Source organism: Burkholderia sp. BDU5 (genome assembly GCF_001522845.1).
GTDB classification, from domain to species: Bacteria; Pseudomonadota; Gammaproteobacteria; order Burkholderiales; family Burkholderiaceae; genus Burkholderia; species Burkholderia mayonis.
The window spans coordinates 1-18433 of the sequence record NZ_LOWC01000037.1 but is presented as its reverse complement, the minus strand read 5'-3'; the positions used below and the strand labels follow the sequence as shown (position 1 = coordinate 18433).

General features: G+C 69.4%; 17 protein-coding genes and 2 pseudogenes. 14 read left to right on the top strand and 5 right to left on the bottom strand.

Annotation, left to right across the window (positions count from 1 at the left end; translation table 11 throughout):
* Positions 1-153: 153 nt before the first annotated feature.
* Together WS69_RS07600 and WS69_RS07595 are read left to right on the top strand one after the other, a co-directional pair.
* Positions 154-801, top strand: a complete 648-nt coding sequence (locus WS69_RS07600; protein ID WP_059470204.1) for a BON domain-containing protein — start codon at positions 154-156, stop codon at positions 799-801.
* A 364-nt stretch (positions 802-1165) separates the two neighbouring features.
* On the top strand, positions 1166-2107 hold the full coding sequence (locus WS69_RS07595) for a 1-phosphofructokinase family hexose kinase (protein ID WP_059470190.1): 942 nt from the start codon (positions 1166-1168) through the stop codon (positions 2105-2107).
* A gap of 368 nt (positions 2108-2475) precedes the next feature.
* On the opposite strand, the gene WS69_RS07590 is transcribed toward WS69_RS07595, so the two are convergent.
* Genes WS69_RS07590 through WS69_RS07580 form a run of 3 tightly spaced genes read right to left on the bottom strand, consistent with a single transcriptional unit; the run spans position 2476 to position 6858 of the window.
* Positions 2476-3654, bottom strand: coding sequence for an acetate/propionate family kinase (locus WS69_RS07590; protein ID WP_059470189.1), 1179 nt, complete (start codon positions 3652-3654; stop codon positions 2476-2478).
* Complete coding sequence (locus WS69_RS07585; protein WP_059470188.1) at positions 3651-5054, bottom strand: bifunctional enoyl-CoA hydratase/phosphate acetyltransferase; 1404 nt, start codon at positions 5052-5054, stop codon at positions 3651-3653. Before WS69_RS07585 ends, WS69_RS07590 begins: the two co-directional genes overlap by 4 nt.
* A gap of 10 nt (positions 5055-5064) precedes the next feature.
* Positions 5065-6858 (bottom strand): PHA/PHB synthase family protein, encoded by a 1794-nt coding sequence (locus WS69_RS07580; protein ID WP_059470187.1) that lies wholly within the window; start codon positions 6856-6858, stop codon positions 5065-5067.
* A gap of 346 nt (positions 6859-7204) precedes the next feature.
* Between WS69_RS07580 and atpD the strand changes: the two are divergent.
* The 11 genes and pseudogenes from atpD to WS69_RS07525 all read left to right on the top strand — a co-directional run.
* Positions 7205-8731 (top strand): annotated as a pseudogene (atpD, locus tag WS69_RS07575) (F0F1 ATP synthase subunit beta); the annotation flags it as partial.
* A 193-nt stretch (positions 8732-8924) separates the two neighbouring features.
* On the top strand, positions 8925-9380 hold the full coding sequence (locus WS69_RS07570) for a F0F1 ATP synthase subunit epsilon (RefSeq protein WP_059470203.1): 456 nt from the start codon (positions 8925-8927) through the stop codon (positions 9378-9380).
* Positions 9377-9772, top strand: coding sequence for an AtpZ/AtpI family protein (locus WS69_RS07565; protein ID WP_059470186.1), 396 nt, complete (start codon positions 9377-9379; stop codon positions 9770-9772). The genes WS69_RS07570 and WS69_RS07565 overlap by 4 nt, the downstream gene beginning before the upstream one ends.
* Positions 9765-10073 carry an N-ATPase subunit AtpR gene (locus WS69_RS07560; RefSeq protein ID WP_059470185.1) on the top strand — a complete coding sequence of 103 codons (309 nt, stop codon included), beginning with the start codon at positions 9765-9767 and terminating at the stop codon, positions 10071-10073. The genes WS69_RS07565 and WS69_RS07560 overlap by 8 nt, the downstream gene beginning before the upstream one ends.
* Positions 10070-10771, top strand: a complete 702-nt coding sequence (locus WS69_RS07555) for a F0F1 ATP synthase subunit A (protein ID WP_059470184.1) — start codon at positions 10070-10072, stop codon at positions 10769-10771. The genes WS69_RS07560 and WS69_RS07555 overlap by 4 nt, the downstream gene beginning before the upstream one ends.
* Entirely contained in the window at positions 10768-11016 is a 249-nt protein-coding gene (locus WS69_RS07550) for a F0F1 ATP synthase subunit C (protein WP_004187193.1), read from the top strand. The genes WS69_RS07555 and WS69_RS07550 overlap by 4 nt, the downstream gene beginning before the upstream one ends.
* Before the next feature lie 13 nt (positions 11017-11029).
* Positions 11030-11779 carry a F0F1 ATP synthase subunit delta gene (locus WS69_RS07545; protein ID WP_059470183.1) on the top strand — a complete coding sequence of 250 codons (750 nt, stop codon included), beginning with the start codon at positions 11030-11032 and terminating at the stop codon, positions 11777-11779.
* A complete protein-coding gene (locus WS69_RS07540; protein WP_059470182.1) occupies positions 11763-13484 on the top strand; it encodes a F0F1 ATP synthase subunit alpha in 1722 nt (573 codons plus the stop codon). The genes WS69_RS07545 and WS69_RS07540 overlap by 17 nt, the downstream gene beginning before the upstream one ends.
* On the top strand, positions 13481-14332 hold the full coding sequence (locus WS69_RS07535; RefSeq protein ID WP_059470181.1) for a F0F1 ATP synthase subunit gamma: 852 nt from the start codon (positions 13481-13483) through the stop codon (positions 14330-14332). Before WS69_RS07540 ends, WS69_RS07535 begins: the two co-directional genes overlap by 4 nt.
* 301 nt (positions 14333-14633) lie before the next feature.
* Positions 14634-15659, top strand: coding sequence for an alcohol dehydrogenase AdhP (gene adhP, locus WS69_RS07530; RefSeq protein ID WP_059470180.1), 1026 nt, complete (start codon positions 14634-14636; stop codon positions 15657-15659).
* 121 nt (positions 15660-15780) lie between these two features.
* Complete coding sequence (locus tag WS69_RS07525) at positions 15781-16245, top strand: hypothetical protein (RefSeq protein WP_059470179.1); 465 nt, start codon at positions 15781-15783, stop codon at positions 16243-16245.
* Positions 16246-16297: 52 nt separating this feature from the next.
* Here the strand turns inward: WS69_RS07525 and WS69_RS07520 are convergent, their stop codons facing one another.
* Positions 16298-16807, bottom strand: a complete 510-nt coding sequence (locus WS69_RS07520) for a DUF1269 domain-containing protein (protein WP_059470178.1) — start codon at positions 16805-16807, stop codon at positions 16298-16300.
* A 288-nt stretch (positions 16808-17095) separates the two neighbouring features.
* Here WS69_RS07520 and WS69_RS30440 point away from each other — a divergent pair.
* A pseudogene (locus WS69_RS30440) lies at positions 17096-17266 on the top strand (zinc-dependent alcohol dehydrogenase); the annotation flags it as partial.
* A gap of 256 nt (positions 17267-17522) precedes the next feature.
* Here WS69_RS30440 and WS69_RS07510 read toward each other — a convergent pair.
* On the bottom strand, positions 17523-18433 hold a 911-nt coding region (locus WS69_RS07510), incomplete at its 5' end, for a TetR/AcrR family transcriptional regulator (protein ID WP_231747091.1).

Genomic DNA, 18433 nt, shown 5'->3' with positions numbered 1-18433 from the left:
CCACGCCGCTTTGCATTCGTCTGTCATGTTCCCTTCATTGACGCGCATCAAGGTCCGTGCCGCGCAATGCGCGATGCTGGATCGCATGCGCCGCCGTGCGCGTTTTTTCGCTGCGGCGGCCGCTTATCGAAACCGGTCGGCGAGGAGACGACGATGAAATCCGATGCTGCGCTCAAGCAAGATGTCGAACAGGAACTGTATTGGGATCCGTCGCTGGATGCGCGGCAGATCGACGTGTCGGTGCACGACCGCATCGTGACGCTGCGGGGCTTCGTGCCGAGCTGGGCGCAGAAGTACGCGGCACAGAAGGCTGCGCAGCGCATCGCCGGCGCGCGGGCGCTTGTGCTCGAGTTGAAGGTGCTGCCGAACGAATCGCCGCGTGACGATGAAGTGCTCGCCGCCGCGATCGTGTCGGCGCTCGCGTGGCAGGAAGGGCTGGCGGGGCAGGAGATTCACGTCGACGTCGACGAGGGCTGCGTGACGCTCACGGGCGAAGTCGAGTTCGGCTATCAGCGGCAGGCGGCCGAAACGGTCGTGAGCCGGATGCGGGGCGTGATTGGCGTCGTCAACCGGATCGACGTGCACTTGCACGACGCGAGCGAAGCCGTGCGCGAGCGCGTTGCGGATGCGCTCGCGCGGCGCGCGCAGCGCGAGGCCACGCATATCGACGTCGACGAGCGCGACGGCGTCGTCACGCTGTCCGGCATCGTCGATTCGCTCGTCGAGCGGCGCGCGGCGTGCGGCGCAGCATGGTCGGTCAAGGGCGTGCGCGAGGTCGTCGATCATCTGACCGTCGCGTAGGCGCGGGCCGTGCGAGCGGCGCTTGCGCGTCGCCCGCGCGGCGTTCGACACTGACTGGCGGCAAGCGGCAAGCGGCAAGCGGCAAGCGGCAAGCGGCAAGCGGCAAGCGGCAAGCGGCAAGCGGCAAGCGGCAAGCGGCCAGCGGCCAGCGGCCAGCGGCCAGCGGCCAACGGCCAACGGCCAACGGCCAACGGCCAACGGCCAACGGCCAACGGCCAACGGCCAACGGCCAACGGCCAACGGCCGTGCCGTGGACACGCGCCGATGCGGACAGTTCGACGCCAACTCGAACAGGTGCGGCGCACGACCTCCGTAGCCGCGCTCGATCTTCTGGTTTCCTTTCCGTTGTGAACCTTTTTGCACGATGACCGAAATCGTCACCATCACGCCGAATCCCGCCGTCGACGTCGCGACGTCCGTCGACCGCGTGACCGATACCCGCAAGCTGCGCTGCGGACCCGCGCGGCGCGACCCGGGCGGCGGCGGGATCAACGTCGCGCGCGTGCTGACGCGCCTCGGCGCCGATTGCACGGCGCTCTATCTCGCGGGCGGCGATACCGGTCGCGCGCTGCGCGGGCTGCTAGCCGACGAGCGGGTGCGCGCGAGCTGCATCGACGTCATCGACGAGACGCGAGAAAACTTCTCGGTGCTCGAAACGTCGACAGGGCGCGAGTACCGCTTCGTGCTGCCGGGGCCGACGCTCGCGCCCGACGAATGGCCGCGCTGCCTCGATGCGCTCGCGCGGCTCGCCGACGCGTCGCGCTTTCTGGTGATGAGCGGCAGCCTGCCGCCCGGGATGCCGGACGATTGCTACGGCCGTCTCGCGCGGCTCGCGAACGCGCGCGGCGTGCGGACGGTCGTCGATACGTCGGGACCGGCGCTCGCGGCGGCGCTCGAAGCGGGCGTTTATCTGGTCAAGCCGAGCCTCGGCGAGTTGCGCGCGCTGACGGGGCTGCCGCTCGGCGACGACGCCGAGCGCCTCGCGGCAGCGCGCGCGATCGTCGACAGCGGTCGCGCGCGGATCGTCGCGCTGACGCTCGGCGACGCCGGCGCGCTCATCGCATCGCGCGACGACGCGGTGCGGCTGCCGGGCGTGCGCGTTGCGGTGCGCAGCGCGATCGGTGCGGGCGACAGCTTCGTCGCGGGGCTCGTCGACGCGCTCAATCGCGGCGCGAGCGTCGCCGATGCGTCGCGCTACGCGCTCGCAGCCGCGTCGGCGTCGCTGCTGAGCGCGGGCACCGCGTTGTGCACGAGGGAAGACGTCGAGCGGATCTATCGGGAATTGCCGGGGACGGTCGAGGCGTGACGCCTGCGCGCCCGGCGCCCTTTCGGCATCCTCGTCGTGGACCGCATCTTGCGATTCGGCTCCGCGCCCGATTCCGCCGGTCACGCGCATGCGGTTGCTCGCGTGGGCGCCAGCGGGCCGGTCGGCAACGTGCGGCGCAGCCTGCGGAGATGCCGTGTCGGTTGCACCGGGCGATCGCTCGTGTGTTCGTTCGAAAGCCCGGAAGCGTTCGATCGCCGAGACGCGGCCGGCGCGGTCGCATGACACGTGACGCGCAGCGCAGCGCGTCACGCGATGCGGATCAGGCGGACGATCCGCGCATTCCGCTCCGGAATGATGCGCATCGGACCGGAGGGCGGCCCGAAGAACCGCCCAACCGGTTCACGCGCTCAGACATGCAGGACCGACGCCGCATCCCGCGCGATCACCTGTTCCTCGTCGGTCGGCACGACGAGCACCGCGATGCGGCTCGCGTCGCGGCTGACGATCTCCGCGTTGTGCGCGTTCGCGTCGGCATCGAGCTCGACGCCGAGCCAGCGCAGCCGCTCGCACACCGCGGCGCGCGTTTCGGGCTGATGCTCGCCGATGCCCGCGGTGAACACGAGCGCGTCGAGGCCGCCGAGCGTCGCCGCAAGCCGCGCGGTCTCGCCGGCGATCCGGAACGCGAACAGCTCGAGCGCGTCGCGCGCGCCGTCCGAACGATCGGCGAGCAGCACGCGCGCGTCGCCGCTCACGCCGGACACGCCGAGCAGGCCGGAGCGGTGATACAGCATCTGCTCGACCGCATCGACCGAATAGCCGAGCATCTTTTGAAGGTGCAGCACGACGCCTGCGTCGAGCGCGCCGCAGCGCGTCGCCATCGGAATCCCGTCGAGCGTCGAGAAGCCCATGCTCGTGTCGCGGCTCACGCCGGCGTCGAGCGCGCAGAGGCTCGCGCCGCTGCCGAGGTGCGCGGCGACGATCTTGCCGCGCGCGAGCGCCGGATGCCGCTCGCGCAGCCGTCCGGCGACGTATCGGTAAGACAGCCCATGAAAACCGTAGCGCTTGACGCCTTCGTCGAACAGCGCGCGCGGCAGTGCGAAGCGCCGCACGAGATCGGACTGCGTCCGATGGAACGCGGTGTCGAACGACGCGACCTGCGGCAGATGCGGACGCAGATGGCGCAGCGCGCGAATCAAACGCACGCTCTGCGGCTGATGCAGCGGCGCGAGCGGCACGAGCGCGGTAATCGCGTCGAGCGTACGATCGTCGAGGGCGACCGGCCCGTCGAATACGTCGCCGCCATGCACGACGCGATGGCCGACCGATACCAGTTCGTGCAGCGACAGATGCGACGCGATCCAGTTGAGTGCTTCGTCGAGCACTTCGTGCAGGTCGTCGGTGACGGGCGCGGCGAGCGGAACGGTGCGCGCGTCGCCGCCGTTCGAGTATTCGAACTGCAACGGCGTCCGGTTGAAGTCGATCTTGCCGCGTCCGAGCGGCGCGGGCTCGCCGTTCGCGACGCTGTAGAGGCCGATCTTCAGCGTCGACGAACCGGCGTTGAACGTCAGCAGCAGCGGCTCGCTCATGGTGCGAGCGCGCCGCTGCGCGTCCTCTCGGCGACGAGCTTCGCGAGCGCGGCGGACGCGATCCGCACGCGCAGGCTGTCCGCGCGGCTCGTCAGGATGATGGGCAGCCGCGCGCCGAGCACGAGGCCCGCGCCGTCGGCGCCCGCGAAGTACATCAGCTGCTTCGCGAGCATGTTGCCCGCTTCGAGATCGGGCACGAGCAGGATGTCGGCCTGGCCCGCGACGGGCGATGTGATGCCCTTCGACTGCGCGGCGATCGCGCTCACGGCGTTGTCGAACGCGAGCGGCCCGTCGACGATCGCGCCCGAGATCTGCCCGCGCGCGGCCATTACGGTGAGCGCGGCCGCGTCGAGCGTCGAAGGCATCTTCGGGTTGACGGTCTCGACCGCCGCGAGCACCGCAACGTGCGGCCGCTCGATGCCGAGCAGGTGCAGCAGGTCGACCGCGTTCTGGCAGATGTCGCGCTTCTGTTCGAGCGTCGGCGCGATGTTGATCGCCGCGTCGGTGATGAGGAGCGGCTTCGGATACGCGGGCACGTCCATCGCGTAGACGTGGCTGATGCGCCGCTCGGTGCGCAGCAGCGACGCCGGGCCGACGACCGCGGCGAGCAGCTCGTCGGTATGCAGGCTGCCCTTCATCAGCGCGGCGACCTGGCCCATGCCGCCCAGCTCGACCGCGCGCGCGGCGGCCGCATGGCTGTGTTCGACCGCTTCGATCGACACGCCCGCGAGATTCACGCCGGCCGCTTCGGCCGCCGCGCGGATCTTCGCTTCGGGGCCGATCAGGATCGGATCGATCAGGTGCTCGTCGCGCGCGTCGATCGCCGCGCGGATCGCGTCCGGCGAGCACGGATGGACGACCGCGGTGCGCAGCGGCGGCTGCTCGCGCGCGTCGCGCACGAACGTCTCGTAGCGGTCGTGGCGGCGCACCGCGACGTCCGGCGCCGGCACGCGTTCCCACGCGATCGGCTTGTCGGGCGCGATCACGGTCGCGGTGCCGCGCAGCACGACCTGGCCGTCCTGGTTCGTGCAGCGCGTGTCGAGCAGCACGATCCGCTTCTCCGGATGCTTCTCCTTGACGGTCACGGTCGCCGTGACCGTGTCGCCCGGGGCGACCGGATGCCGGAACTCGAGCGTCTGTTCGAGATAGATCGTGCCCGGCCCCGGCAGCTTCGTGCCGAGCACCGCGGACACGAGCGCGCCCGTCCACATCCCGTGAACGACGACGTGGCCGAACAGGTCGTGCGCGGCGAACGCCGCGTCGAGGTGCGCTGGATTGACGTCGCCGGACATCGCGGCGAACAGGTCGATGTCGTCGCGCGACGCGGCGCGCACGACTGACGCGCTGTCGCCGATCGCGAGCGATTCGAACGGCCGGTTCTGCAGGATTTCGCGCTCCACGCGGCGCTCCTTATTTCTGGAACACGTAGGTGCCCGGCGCGTCGCCGAGCGTTTCCGCGCCGGGCTTGCCGAGCCGCGGCGGTGCGACGCGCTGCGCGCTCGAATGCTCGGCGAGCCACGCATGCCACGCGGGCCACCACGAGCCTTTGCAATCGGTCGCGCCGGCGAGCCATTCGTCGGACGAGATGCTCGGCGCTTCGGCGGTCGTGACCTTCATCCGGTAATGGCGCTTCGGATGGTCGGGCTCGCTGACGATGCCCGCGTTGTGGCCGCCCGCCGTCAGCACGAACGTCACGTCGCTGTCGGTCAGATAGTGGATCTTGTAAACCGAGCGCCACGGCGCGATGTGATCGTGCTCGGTGCCGACGACGAAGAACGGCGCGTGGATATTGTGCACCGACACCGTCTGCCCGTCGATCACGTAGCGGTTCGTCGCGAGATCGTTGTCGAGGAACAAGTGGCGCAGATACTCGGAATGCATCCGGTACGGCATTCGCGTCGAGTCGGCGTTCCACGCCATCAGGTCGATCATCGGCGTGCGTTCGCCGAGCAGGTAGTCGTGGATCATGCGCGACCAGATCAAGTCGTTCGACATCAGCAACTGGAACGATCCCGCCATCTGGTGCGCGCCGAGAAACCCGCGCTCCCACATCATGCTTTCGAGGAAGTAGATCTCGCTTTCGTCGATGAAGAGCTGCAGCTCGCCCGGCTCGGTGAAGTCCGTTTGCGCGGCGAGCAGCGTGATCGACGCGAAGCGCTCGTCGCCCGCGTTCGCCATCGCCGCGGCCGCGATCGACAGCAGCGTGCCGCCGAGACAGTAGCCGGCCGCATGGATCTTCGCGCCGGGCGCGATCTTGCCGATCGTGTCGAGCGCATCCATCACGCCGAGCCGGCGGTAGTCGTCGAGGCTCAGATCGCGGTCGCTCGCGTCGACGTTGCGCCACGAGACGCAGAACACCGTGTGCCCCTCGCCGACCAGATAGCGGATGAGCGAGTTGTGCGGCGACAGATCGAGAATGTAGTACTTCATGATCCACGCGGGCACGATGAGGACCGGCTCCGCGTAGACGTCGGGCGTTGCCGGGCCGTATTGCAGCAGTTCGATCAGATGATTGCGGAACACGACGCGGCCGGGCGCCGTCGCGACGTCCTTGCCGACCTGGAAGCGCTCGACGCCCGCGGGCGGCAGCTTCGTCATCAGGCGCCGGACGTCGTCCAGATAATTCCACACGCCCTGCGCGAGGTTCGTGCCGCACGACAGCACGGTGCGCTGCGCGACCTCCGGATTCGTCGCGACGTAGTTCGCCGGCGCGAACGTGTCGAGCATCTGCCGCGCGGAGAACGCGACGACGTCCTCGTGGTGGCGCGACACGCCGGGCACTTCGTGGGTCGCCGCGCGCCACCATTGCTCGGCGAGCAGGAACGCCTGGTGCCAGAAGCGGTACGGCTCGAGCTGCCACACGTTCGCGCGGAAGCGCCGGTCGCCGGGCGACGGCTGCGCGAGCGCCGCGGGCGTGCGCCCGGTCGTCGCTTCGAACAGGTACTCGGTGAGCAGCGCGGCATGCTTCATCGCGAGCGACGCGAGCTCGGCGCGCTTGCCGGGCGCGGCCGCGAGGTGAATCAGCCAGTCGGACAGCGCGAGCTGCAGCGCGGCGGGAGACAGGCCGGACGTCAGCTTCGCGAGCGCGGCCTCCTTCGCGAAATCGAATACGCGGTACGGACTTTCCTGCTCGTACGACGCGGGCGGGTGGGCGGGCAGCGGCGCTGCGGGCGCGCCGGATTCAGGGGTATGGCGTGTATCCATCGGGCTTCCTTCGGCTGGCGCTACGCGGGCGACGACATGACGAACCGAGGCAGCCGGTGCGGCCGGCCGAGCGCGAAGCCGCGCGGCGGGCGCAGTCGCCCGCCGTGCGCTTCGACGGCATGCGTCGACGATCACTGACACGGCTACTGTAGCGACGCATAGATCTGCGGAATCTGATTTGCATCAATGGAAGCCGAGCGAATCGCGTAACGGCCGCGCAATCGTCGCGTATCGCATCGCGCACGGATTCATCTGGCGATTTCCCGTTTGTTGACCGAGATCAGCCGGCACGCCGCGTGCGCCGTTATGGTGAAGCCATCGACGGACAAGTCAGACGGGAGCGACGGTGACGGATCAGCATGCGACGAACGGCACGACTGCGGCGGAAGCGGCGCGCGACGGACGGGTCGTCGCGGTGCGCGGCGCGGTCGTCGACGTCGCGTTCGACGGCGGCGCGCTGCCCGCGCTGAACGACGCGCTCGTGATTCCGATCGACGGCGCGGCGCCGATTCTCGCCGAGGTGCACGCGCACCTGAGCGACGCCGCGGTGCGCGCGCTCGCGCTCGGCCCGACGGGCGGGCTCAAGCGCGGCGCCGCCGTGCGGGCGACGGGCGGGCCGATCCGCGTGCCGGTCGGCGACGCGGTGCTCGGCCGCCTGCTGACCGTGACGGGCGAGCCCGGCGACGACGGCGCGGCGCTCGCGCCCGACGCCGCGCGCCGGCCGATCCACCGCGGCGCGCCGCCGCTGTCCGAGCAGAAGAGCGCGACCGCGCTGTTCGCGACCGGCATCAAGGTGATCGACCTGCTCGCGCCGCTCGCGCAGGGCGGCAAGGCGGCGATGTTCGGCGGCGCGGGCGTCGGCAAGACGGTGCTCGTGATGGAGCTGATCCACGCGATGGTCGAGCGCTATCGCGGGATTTCGGTGTTCGCGGGCATTGGCGAGCGTTCGCGTGAAGGGCACGAGATGCTGCTCGACATGCGCGGCTCCGGCGTGCTCGCCCGCACGGTGCTCGTCTACGGGCAGATGAACGAGCCGCCCGGCGCGCGCTGGCGCGTGCCGCTCACCGCGCTCGCGATCGCCGAATATTTCCGCGACGAGCGCGCGCAAAACGTGCTGCTCCTGATGGACAACGTATTTCGCTTCGTGCAGGCGGGCGCCGAGGTGTCGGGGCTGCTCGGGCGGCTGCCGTCGCGGGTCGGCTACCAGCCGACGCTCGCGAGCGAGGTCGCCGCATTGCAGGAACGGATCGCGTCGGTCGAGGGCGCGGCGGTCACGGCGATCGAGGCCGTGTACGTGCCCGCCGACGATTTCACCGATCCGGCCGTCACCGCGATCGCCGCGCACGTCGACAGCATGGTCGTGCTGTCGCGCGCGATGGCGGCCGAAGGGATGTATCCGGCGATCGATCCGGTCGCGTCGTCGTCGATCCTGCTCGATCCGCTCGTCGTCGGCGACGAGCATGTCGAGGTCGCGATCGAGGTGCGCCGCGTGATCGAGCATTACCGTGAGCTGCAGGACGTGATCGCGCTGCTCGGCATCGACGAACTCGGCGCGGACGATCGGCGGATCGTCGGCCGCGCGCGCCGGCTGCAGCGCTTCCTGACGCAGCCGTTCGCGGTGACCGAGGCGTTCACGGGTCAAGCGGGCGCGTCGGTCGAGATCGCCGACACGATCGCCGGCTGCCGCGCGATCCTGCGCGGCGACTGCGACGACTGGCGCGAGAGCTCGCTATACATGGTCGGCACGCTCGGCGATGCGCGGCGCAAGGAAGAAGCGGCGCGCGAAGCCGACGCGCGGCGCGATGGCGCGGGCGGGGCGGGCGGCGGCGCATCGGCTGCGCGCGGCGGCGCGGCGGGCGAAACGCCGGGCGCTGCGCCGAGCGTCTCGAAAGACTCGCCGCAAAACGACCAAGCAGGGAACGCGTCGTCCATGAACGCGGACGGTGCGACGAACGCGACGAATACGACGAATACGACGAATACGACGAATACGACGAATACGACGAACGCGGCCGCTCGTGCGCCCGAGCGCGATTCCGCTTCCGCCGCGCCGCAGGGAGCGCCGCATGTCCGCTGAGCTGCGCCTCGCGATCGCGACGCCGGCGCGCGTGTGCATCGATGATCTGCCGATCGCGTCGCTGCGCGCCGAGGACGCGAGCGGCTCGTTCGGCATCCGCGCGGGCCACGTCGATTTCGTCACGCTGCTGCGTGCGTCGGTCGTGCGCTGGCGCACCGTCGACGGCGCAATGCACTACGCCGCGCTCGACGGCGGCGTGCTGCGCGTGACGCGCGGCGCGCGGATCGAGATCGCGTGCCGTGAGGCGGTGCTCGGCGAGTCGCTCGCCGAACTCGACGCGATCGTGCGCGGCGTGCGCGCGACGCAGCTCGACGAGAAACGTCGCGCGCGGGTCGACGAGACGCGGCTGCACGCGCAGGCGATGCGGCGGTTGCTCACGTATCTGCGGCCCGCGCATTCGAAGGACGGCATGCACGCGCCGCGCAAGCCGGAGACGCTCGAATGACGAAGCCGTCCGCGCCCGATGCGAAGCGCGACGGCGAGCCCGGCGCGCGGCGCGCGGCCCGATCCGGCGCGCAGCCAGCCGCGCGGCCCGACGCGCACGGCCCGGCAGCCGACCGCGTCGAGCAGGCGGCGCGCACGGCCGCGCGGCGTGCGGCGCGCGGCGCGCGCGATCCGGAGCCGTCGCTCGGCAGGCGTCTCGCGCAGATCGGCGTGCTCGGCTGGACGATCCTCGCGCCGACGCTCGCCGCGCTCGCGCTCGGCCGCTGGCTCGATCGCGTGTTCGCGTCGCGCGTGTTCTTCTCCGCGCCGCTCTTGATGCTCGGCGCGGCGCTCGGCTTCTGGCTCGCATGGCGCTGGATGAAAGGTCAACAGGACGGAGATCGCGATGAGTGAAATTTTGGAAACCGCGCGCGCGTCGCTCGACGGCATCGCCGTCGCGATCGGGCTCGCCGCCGGACTCGCGACGGGCGCGTGTCATTTCGTGTCGCTCGGCTGGAACAGCCGCCTGTTTGTCGAAGGCCGCGCGGGCGCGGCGCTCGTGCTGCAACTGGTGCGGATCGCGCTCACGGTCGCGGTGCTCGTCGTGCTCGCGCGCATCGGCGTCGACGCGCTCGTCGCCGGCTCGGCGGGGCTGTTCGTCGCGCGCGCGTTCGCGATCCGCTGGACGAGCGCATTGACGGGCGCGCGGCGATGAACACGTCGCCGCTATCGACCGTGCCGATGTTCTCGATCGGCCCCGTCGGCGTCTCGGAGCCCGTGCTCGCGACGTGGGGGATCATGGCCGCGCTCGTCGCGCTCGCGCTCGTCGCGCGCAAGCGGTTGAGCGTCGACGCGCCGTCGCGGCTGCAGAGCGTGCTCGAGCTGTTCGTCGCGACGATCGACGCGCAGATCGTCGACACGATGCAGACGCCGCCCGCCCGCTACCGCGCGCTGATCGGCACGATCTTCGTGCTCGTGTTCTGCGCGAACAGCGCGTCGCTCGTGCCGGGCGTCGAGCCGCCGACCGCGCATCTCGAGACCGACGCCGCGCTCGCGCTCGTCGTGCTTGCCGCGACGCTCTACTACGGCGTGCGCGTGCGCGGCCTGCGCGGCTATCTCGCGACGTTCGCGGAGCCGACGTGGGTGATGATCCCGCTCAACGTCGTCGAGCAGCTGACGCGCACGTTCTCGCTGATCGTGCGTCTGTTCGGCAACGTGATGAGCGGCGTATTCGTGATCGGCATCGTGCTGTCGCTCGCCGGTCTGTTCGTGCCGATTCCGCTGATGGCGCTCGATCTGCTGACAGGCACCGTGCAGGCGTACATCTTCATGGTGCTGTCGATGGTGTTCATCGGCGCGGCCGTGTCGGGTGACGAAACTTCCGCGCCGCGGCGCGGGCAGGAGAACTCATGAACAATCTCATCGAAGTGGTCAGCATCGCGGCGGCCGCGCTCGCGGTGTCGTTCGGCGCGATCGGTCCCGCGCTCGCCGAAGGGCGCGCGGTCGGCGCGGCAATGGATGCGATCGCGCGGCAGCCCGATGCGTCCGGCACCGTGTCGCGCACGCTGTTCGTCGGGCTCGCGATGATCGAGACGATGGCGATCTACTGCCTCGTCGTCGCGCTGCTGCTGCTGTTCGCGAATCCGTTCGTCAAGTGACGAGGGGGCGGCGATGCGAATCGACTGGTCCACGCTCGCGTTGCAGGCGATCAACGTCGTCGTGCTCGTATGGCTGCTGTCGCGCTTCCTGTTTCGTCCCGTCAGCGACATCATCGCGAAGCGCCAGGCCGCCGCGCGCAAGCTGATCGACGATGCGGCGCACGAGCGCGACGCCGCGCGCGCCGAGCACGAGCGCGCGCATGCCGAGCGCGCGTCGTTCGCCGCGGCGCGCGACGACGCATTGAAGGCAGCGCTCGCGCAGGCGGCCGCCGAGCGTGAGCGTTTGATCGAACAGGCGCGCGCCGATGCACAGGCGCTGCGCGACGCGGCGCGCGCGCAAGCGGAAGCCGACGCCGCGCAGCGCGCGAAGGAGCTCGACGCGCGCGCGACGCGCCTCGCGGTCGACATCGCGGCGAAGCTGCTCGCGCGCTTGCCCGACAGCGCGCGCGTCGCGGGCTTCGTCGACGGCGTCGCGGCGTCGCTCGCGCAACTGCCGGAAGACGTGCGCGCGGCGCTCGCCGCCGACGACGCGCAGGTCCAGCTCGTCGCACCGCGCGCATTGACCGCGCAGGAAGCAGCCGCGTGCCGCGCGGCGTTCGCGGCGAGCGTCGGACGACCGCTCGAGCCGGACGTGCGCGTCGATCCGGCGCTGATCGCCGGGCTCGAGTTCGAATCGAAATACGCGACCGTGCGCAACAGCTTGCGCCAGGATCTCGCGACCATCGAGGCGGCATTGCTGAGCGACGATGACGGCGGCCACTGATGCAACCGATGCGGCCTGGCTCGCGCGTCGCCGCGATGCGCTCGCGCGGGTGGCGCTCGCGCCCGTCGCGCAGGCGGTCGGACGCGTCGAGCGCGTCGCGGACGGGATCGCGTTCGTGTCCGGGCTGCGGGACGCGATGCTCAACGAAGTGCTGCGTTTCGACGGCGGCGTCACGGGTTTCGCGCACACGCTCGACGAGGATCTGATCAGCGTCGTGCTGCTCGATCCGGACGCGAGCGTCGAAGCGCAGGCGGCCGTCATGCGCACGGGCGCGGTGCTCGAAGTGCCGGTCGGCCCGCAACTGCTCGGACGCGTCGTCGATCCGCTCGGCCGTCCGCTCGACGAAGGCCCGCCGCTCGGCACGACGGACACGCTGCTGATCGAGCGCCCCGCGCCTGCGATCATCGACCGCGATCTCGTCAGCGAGCCGCTCGACACCGGCGTGCTGATCGTCGACGCGCTCTTCACGATCGGACGCGGCCAGCGCGAGCTGATCATCGGCGATCGCGCGACGGGCAAGACGTCGCTCGCGATCGACGCGATCGTCAACCAGCGGCATTCGGACGTGATCTGCGTGTACGTCGCGATCGGCCAGCGCGCGAGCGCGGTGCGGCGCGTGATCGACGCGGTGCGCCGCTACGGCGCGCCCGAGCGCTGCATCTTCGTCGTCGCGCCGGCCGCGTCCGCGCCGGGGCTGCAATGGGTCGCGCCGTTCGCGGGCTTTTCGATCGCCGAGTATTTCCGGGATCGCGGGCAGCATGCGCTCGTCGTCGTCGACGACCTGACGAAGCACGCGGCGACGCACCGCGAGCTCGCGCTCCTCACGCGCGAGCCGCCCGGCCGCGAGGCATATCCAGGCGACATCTTCTACGTGCACGCGCGCCTGCTCGAACGCGCGGCGAAGCTGTCCGCGAAGCTCGGCGGCGGGTCGCTTTCCGCGCTGCCGATCGCGGAGACCGACGCGGGCAATCTCGCCGCGTACATTCCGACGAACCTGATCTCGATCACCGACGGGCAGATCGTGCTCGATTCGGCGCTGTTCGCCGCGAACCAGCGGCCGGCGGTCGACGTCGGCCTGAGCGTGAGCCGCGTCGGCGGCAAGGCGCAGCATCCGGCGCTGCGCAGCGCGTCGGGCCGCTTGCGGCTCGACTACGCGCAGTTTCTCGAGCTGGAGGCGTTCACGCGCTTCGGCGGGCTCACCGATGCGCGGCTGCGCGCGCAGATCACGCGCGGCGAGCGGATTCGCGCGTTGATCACGCAGCCGCGCTTCCGCGCGCTGCGAACGCTCGACGAAGTCGTGCTGCTGAAGGCGCTCGCGGCGGGTGCGCTCGATACGATGTCGACGGATCGCGTCGCGCCGCTGCGCGACCGGCTGCCGTCGTGGCTCGATGCGCGGATCGCGGCGCTGTCGCCGGCGGGCGCGCCGCCCCTCGACTGGCTCGCGGACGACGCGGCGCTCGCGACGCTCGCGGAGTCGATCGGCGAGCTGATCGAACGGATCACGGCCGATGCGACGGATCGCACGGCGGGACACATGCATGCGGAAGATGCGGCGGGCGACGTCGGCGGCGCGGTCGATCGCTCGCTCGATGGCGACGCCGGAACCGAAGCCGAAGGCGGCGCTGAAGCCAACGCCAGCGTCAGCGCGAAAGCCAAGCCCAAGCCCGAAGCCAAGCCCGAAGCCGAACCGGAGCGCAAGCGATGAGCGACAAGCTCGCCGCGATCGAAGCGCGCACCGACACCGCGCGTCAGTTGCAGACGGTGATTGGCGCGATGCAGGGCGTCGCCGCCGCGCGCGCGCACGAGGCGCAGCAGCGCTTGCCGGGGATCCGCGCATCGGCGGCGACGGTCGGCGCGGCGATCGGCGACGCGTTGTCGGCCGGCGCGCCTTCGCTCGAAGCCGCGGCCGCGCGACGCGGCGCGCCGCGCGCGCGGCTCGTCATCGTGCTGTGCAGCGAGCAGGGCTTCGTCGGTGCGTACAACGCGCAACTGATCGATTACGCGACGCGGCCCGATGCGGCGGCCGCGACGCGCGAATACATGATGGTCGGCACGCGCGGCGCGATGCTCGCCGAGGCTGGCGGCGTGCCGCTCGTCTGGAGCACGCCGATGGCGTCGCACGCGGACGACGTCGTGCACCTCGCGAACCGGATCACCGACGCGCTGTACGCGCATCTGACGGTGCGCGGCGCGCAGCCGGTATCGATCGTCCACGCGATGCCGGCTGCGGCGCAGCAGCTCGACATGGTCGAGCGCGGCCTGTTGCCGTTCGACTACGCGCGCTTCGATACCGAGCCGCGCGCACAGCCGCCGCTCGTGCATCTGCCACCCGCGACGCTGCTCGCGGAGCTCGCGCAGGCATACGTGTTCGTCGAGCTGTGCGATGCGGCGATGCTCGCGTTCGCCGCGGAGAACGAGGCGCGCACGCGCGCGATGATCGCCGCGCGCGAATCGGTCGAACGCACGCTCGGCGAGCTGTTGCAGGCCTACCGGATCGCGCGGCAGGACGAGATCACGGCGGACATCGTCGAATTGGCGGCGAGTGCGTTGTGAATGCGGTTGCCCCGAGCCTCGCGTCCCGCGCGCCGAGATGGCCGGTGTCCGTGGCCGAGAACGACGCATGCACGTGCGCGGTGAGCGCTGCGCCCGACGCGGGCGAGCGCATGCACGGCGAACGGCCGCACGTTCGCAGGATCGTGAGCCGCCGCGCGCGGCGGCGCGCGTCGACATCCCGAAAAGGGAGCGAATCGTCAATGAGACCGCGCGGCGTGCCGGGCGCGGTTGACGCACGTCAATGACCGGCGCGGCGCGTGATCGATACTCGATCGGTCATCGAACCAACCAGGAGCGACTGATGGCGCAATACATGAAGGCGGCGGTGGTGCACGCATTCGGCGAACCGCTTCGCATCGAGGAAGTTCTCGTGCCGACACCCGCACCGGGCCAGATTCTCGTGAACATCAAGGCATCGGGCGTGTGCCATACCGATCTGCACGCGGCCGACGGCGACTGGCCCGTCAAGCCGACGCTGCCGTTCATTCCGGGACATGAGGGCGTCGGCTTCGTCTCGGCGGTGGGCGGAGGCGTCAAGCACGTGAAGGAAGGCGATCGCGTCGGCGTGCCGTGGCTCTACACCGCATGCGGCCATTGCGAGTATTGCCAGACCGGCTGGGAGACGCTGTGCCACGAGCAGCAGAACACCGGCTATTCGGTGAACGGCAGCTACGCGGAGTACGTGGTCGCCGATCCGAACTACGTCGGCCATCTGCCGAGCAACGTCGCGTTCGACGAGATCGCGCCGATCCTGTGCGCGGGCGTGACCGTCTACAAGGGCATTCGCGTGACCGATACGCGCCCCGGCCAATGGATCGCGATTTCGGGGATCGGCGGGCTCGGGCACGTCGCGGTCCAGTATGCGAATGCGATGGGGCTGCACGTCGTGGCGGTCGACGTCGCGCCGGAGAAGCTCGAGCTTGCGCGCAAGCTCGGCGCGAAGTTCGTCGTCGACGCGTCGACGAGCGATCCCGCGGCGGTGATTCAGAAAGAGATCGGCGGCGTGCACGGCGTGCTCGTGACGGCCGTCTCGCGCGGCGCGTTCGCGCAGGCGCTCGGGATGGTGCGGCGCGGCGGGACGGTCGCGCTGAACGGACTGCCGCCCGGCGATTTTCCGCTGCCGATTTTTTCGACGGTGCTCAACGGGATCACGGTGCGCGGGTCGATCGTCGGCACGCGGCGCGATTTGCAGGAATCGCTCGATTTCGCGGCCGAAGGGCTCGTGCGCGCGCATATTCATCGCGACAGGCTCGAGAACATCAACGACATATTCGCGTCGCTGCGGGCCGGAAAGGTCGATGGGCGGATCGTGTTGACGGGGGAGTGATGCAAAGGAGCGCGGGCGGCGGGGCCGCCTGCGCTTGCCCGAGGCTCGAAAACGTGCGGCTGCTTCACCGCGACTGACGTCGTCTTGCCGAAGTCGCGGATGACAGAACGCTAAGGAATGACTGGAAAACGTGATCGAAGAATCGAACGCAAATAATGAAGCGAGGGCGCCTGTTCATCGCTACCGGCTGCAGGTGCGCGAAGTGAACGGCGCATGTCGGACATATCAGCTCAGCTTGCGATCGCTCGACGATCGCTACACGCTGGAAATCCACGAAATGCTGGATTTTCCGGATGCGTATACCGGCGAGAGCACGCCGGTTCATTTGTCCAGACCCGTCAATCTCATCGTGTCGGCCGACGACTTCTATCGGTATCGGCGCGACTTTCGCTCCGAGCTGACCGAGTCGGTGGCGGCTGCGTTGAGAGCCGGCGAGGTCGTGAGAATGAGACAGTCGCCTTGTGATTATCCGGCCGGCGTTGCCGGGAATCCGTGGGTCAATCGGGTACGAGCGGACCTTCGAGCTTATCCCGGCGGCTATCCCCACTTTGCCGGCGACGACATGCAGGATCTGATTGGCGGATAGGTAGGAATTCGGTCCCGATGGGCGGCTTGGAACAGCCGCAGCCTGACTTGCATCAAGGGAATGCGGGAATGGTCGGATCGGTGCCTTCGAGGTGTGCCTCTGGGTGATGCTGCTTGACTAGCGCTTCGATTTCTTCGACCCGGTCGCGGTGCACGTCTATCATCATCAGCAATTCCCCATTTTCGACGGCGTCCTGGAAGTGTTTCAACCGGGTATTCGGCACGCTCACGCCGATCATCGTGCCGACCCACGCACCGAAGCCCGCTCCGGCGACGGCGAGCGCGACCACCGCGCCGCCCGCAATCGTCAGGCCGGCGGGCGGGAACACGATCGCGACCAGCCCGGCGAGCGCGCCGGTGACGCCGCCCGCGGCGGTTCCGCGGGCGAGCGCCGGCAACAGGTCGCTGCTTTGGGTGATCGACGCTTCGGGCAGATTCTCCAGCGGAACCATGTCGTTCGCGATGACGTGGATGCGCCGCCATTCAATGCGCTTGAGCAGCAGCTCGTCAACGATCACCCGTGCCATGTCCGCGTCGGGCAGCAGGAAATAGATCCGTCTCATGATGACCTCTGTCAGGGTTCGCCCGGGCACATGCGTCGGACCAATGACTTCGATGGCGTTTTACCCGGCGAGGCGCGTGCGTGATAGGCCTGCTGTTCGAAGCCTATACAGCGAAGTCTAGGCGAAACCGGGTCTGTGACAAGCGTTGCGTCGCGTTGGGGGCGCACGCGGAACGGGCTTGGCACCGGTTCTGCGCGGCGTGTTCGCTCTGGCGTTTTCTTGCGCCATTAGCCCGATCGTTTTCCGAAAAGCCTCTTTTGGCTGACCGGCCGGCGTCCGACATGAGGTTCGATGAACGGCAGCTACGCGGAGTATGGAGTCGCCGGTCCGAACTATGTCGGCCATTTGCCGAGCAACGTCGCGTTCGACGAGATCGCGCCGATCGTGTGCACGGGCGTGACCGTCTACAAAGGCATTCGCGTGACCGACACGCGTCCCGGCCAATGGATCGCGATTTCGCGGCCGAAGGGCTCGTGCGCGCCCGCGCTCGCACTTTCGCCTGCATCCTCGCTTGCCCGCTCGATCGAGGCATGCGCAAAACACCTGCCTCTTCGGGTTCTCGCTCCCGTTGACAACGCGCGTTGCCGATCGTGACCGGAGCGTTGCTTTCGGCATTGTGTCGCGTGCGCGAGCCATTCGACGGGCTTACACGGAACGCGTGCTTCTCGTCATCGTCGACTGGCGCGTGCTGGTGCGGTTGACGCACGCGCTGGCGTCACTTTCCGAAGTGGCGCTCCGTGGACGCCGCGACGCAACCGGCATCCGCGGCGACGGCGTTTGCGTCCGGTGCGGCCGGATGTCTGTCCGTATGACCGGCGATAGCACCCGTATTGTCGTGGCGCCGTGAGCGATTGTTCTTGCAGATGGATTCGACCAGTGCGATCAGTTCCCGTCTGAGGTCCAGTGCGTCCAGCGTGCGCTGCTGGGCTGCGTCGTGTACGACGCCGGCGACCGCGGACGCCAGCACACGAGCGGAAATGCGCAGGCGATCATCGCCTTCGCGTGCGCCGGCCGTGCATTGGACGAGCGCCCGGCACCCTTTCTCGTACCATGCGCCAAATTCGTCGTGGAGACGCCGCGCATCGGCGCTGCGCGGCGCTTCTTCGAGCAGGACCTTGTGAGCGGCCGGATAGCGGCTATGGGCCGCGATGACGCCGTCGACGAAAGCCTCGATGCGCATCGCGTAAGGCGTTCTGGTGTTTGCCGCCGTGCGCAGTGCGTTGAGCACTTCTTCGAAATGCCGCCGCCTGACTGCTTCGACCAATCCGAGCTTGTTCGGAAAGTACTGGTATAGCGAACCGATACTGACCCCGGCGACGTCGGCGACGATGTTCGTCGTCAGTCCCGTCCAGCCACGTTCTCCTAGAACGTGAGCTGTGGCGTCGAGAATCGAATCGATCGTGACGCGTGATCGCTTCTGCCGCGGCTCTCTCCGCATCGCGTCCGCGGGCCGGGAAATGCGAGTAGCCAAGTCGGCACCCTGCAGCAAGAATGTATTGTCTGCATATTCGCCCGACGGGCGAACAGGGTCAAGGGGATCAAATATGACATGTCGCGAGCAAATGAATTGTCCGGGTCTGTAGCACGTAATCTGTCCGGTTTTTGGGTGCGGCATGAAGCCAGCCG

Coding starts and splice junctions, on each gene's coding strand:
- WS69_RS07600 (WP_059470204.1), top strand. CDS start 154: ATGAAATCCGATGCTGCGCTCAAGCAAGATGTCGAACAGGAACTGTAT.
- WS69_RS07595 (WP_059470190.1), top strand. CDS start 1,166: ATGACCGAAATCGTCACCATCACGCCGAATCCCGCCGTCGACGTCGCG.
- WS69_RS07590 (WP_059470189.1), bottom strand. CDS start 3,654: ATGAGCGAGCCGCTGCTGCTGACGTTCAACGCCGGTTCGTCGACGCTG.
- WS69_RS07580 (WP_059470187.1), bottom strand. CDS start 6,858: ATGGATACACGCCATACCCCTGAATCCGGCGCGCCCGCAGCGCCGCTG.
- WS69_RS07570 (WP_059470203.1), top strand. CDS start 8,925: ATGTCCGCTGAGCTGCGCCTCGCGATCGCGACGCCGGCGCGCGTGTGC.
- WS69_RS07565 (WP_059470186.1), top strand. CDS start 9,377: ATGACGAAGCCGTCCGCGCCCGATGCGAAGCGCGACGGCGAGCCCGGC.
- WS69_RS07560 (WP_059470185.1), top strand. CDS start 9,765: ATGAGTGAAATTTTGGAAACCGCGCGCGCGTCGCTCGACGGCATCGCC.
- WS69_RS07555 (WP_059470184.1), top strand. CDS start 10,070: ATGAACACGTCGCCGCTATCGACCGTGCCGATGTTCTCGATCGGCCCC.
- WS69_RS07550 (WP_004187193.1), top strand. CDS start 10,768: ATGAACAATCTCATCGAAGTGGTCAGCATCGCGGCGGCCGCGCTCGCG.
- WS69_RS07545 (WP_059470183.1), top strand. CDS start 11,030: ATGCGAATCGACTGGTCCACGCTCGCGTTGCAGGCGATCAACGTCGTC.
- WS69_RS07540 (WP_059470182.1), top strand. CDS start 11,763: ATGACGGCGGCCACTGATGCAACCGATGCGGCCTGGCTCGCGCGTCGC.
- WS69_RS07535 (WP_059470181.1), top strand. CDS start 13,481: ATGAGCGACAAGCTCGCCGCGATCGAAGCGCGCACCGACACCGCGCGT.
- adhP (WP_059470180.1), top strand. CDS start 14,634: ATGGCGCAATACATGAAGGCGGCGGTGGTGCACGCATTCGGCGAACCG.
- WS69_RS07520 (WP_059470178.1), bottom strand. CDS start 16,807: ATGAGACGGATCTATTTCCTGCTGCCCGACGCGGACATGGCACGGGTG.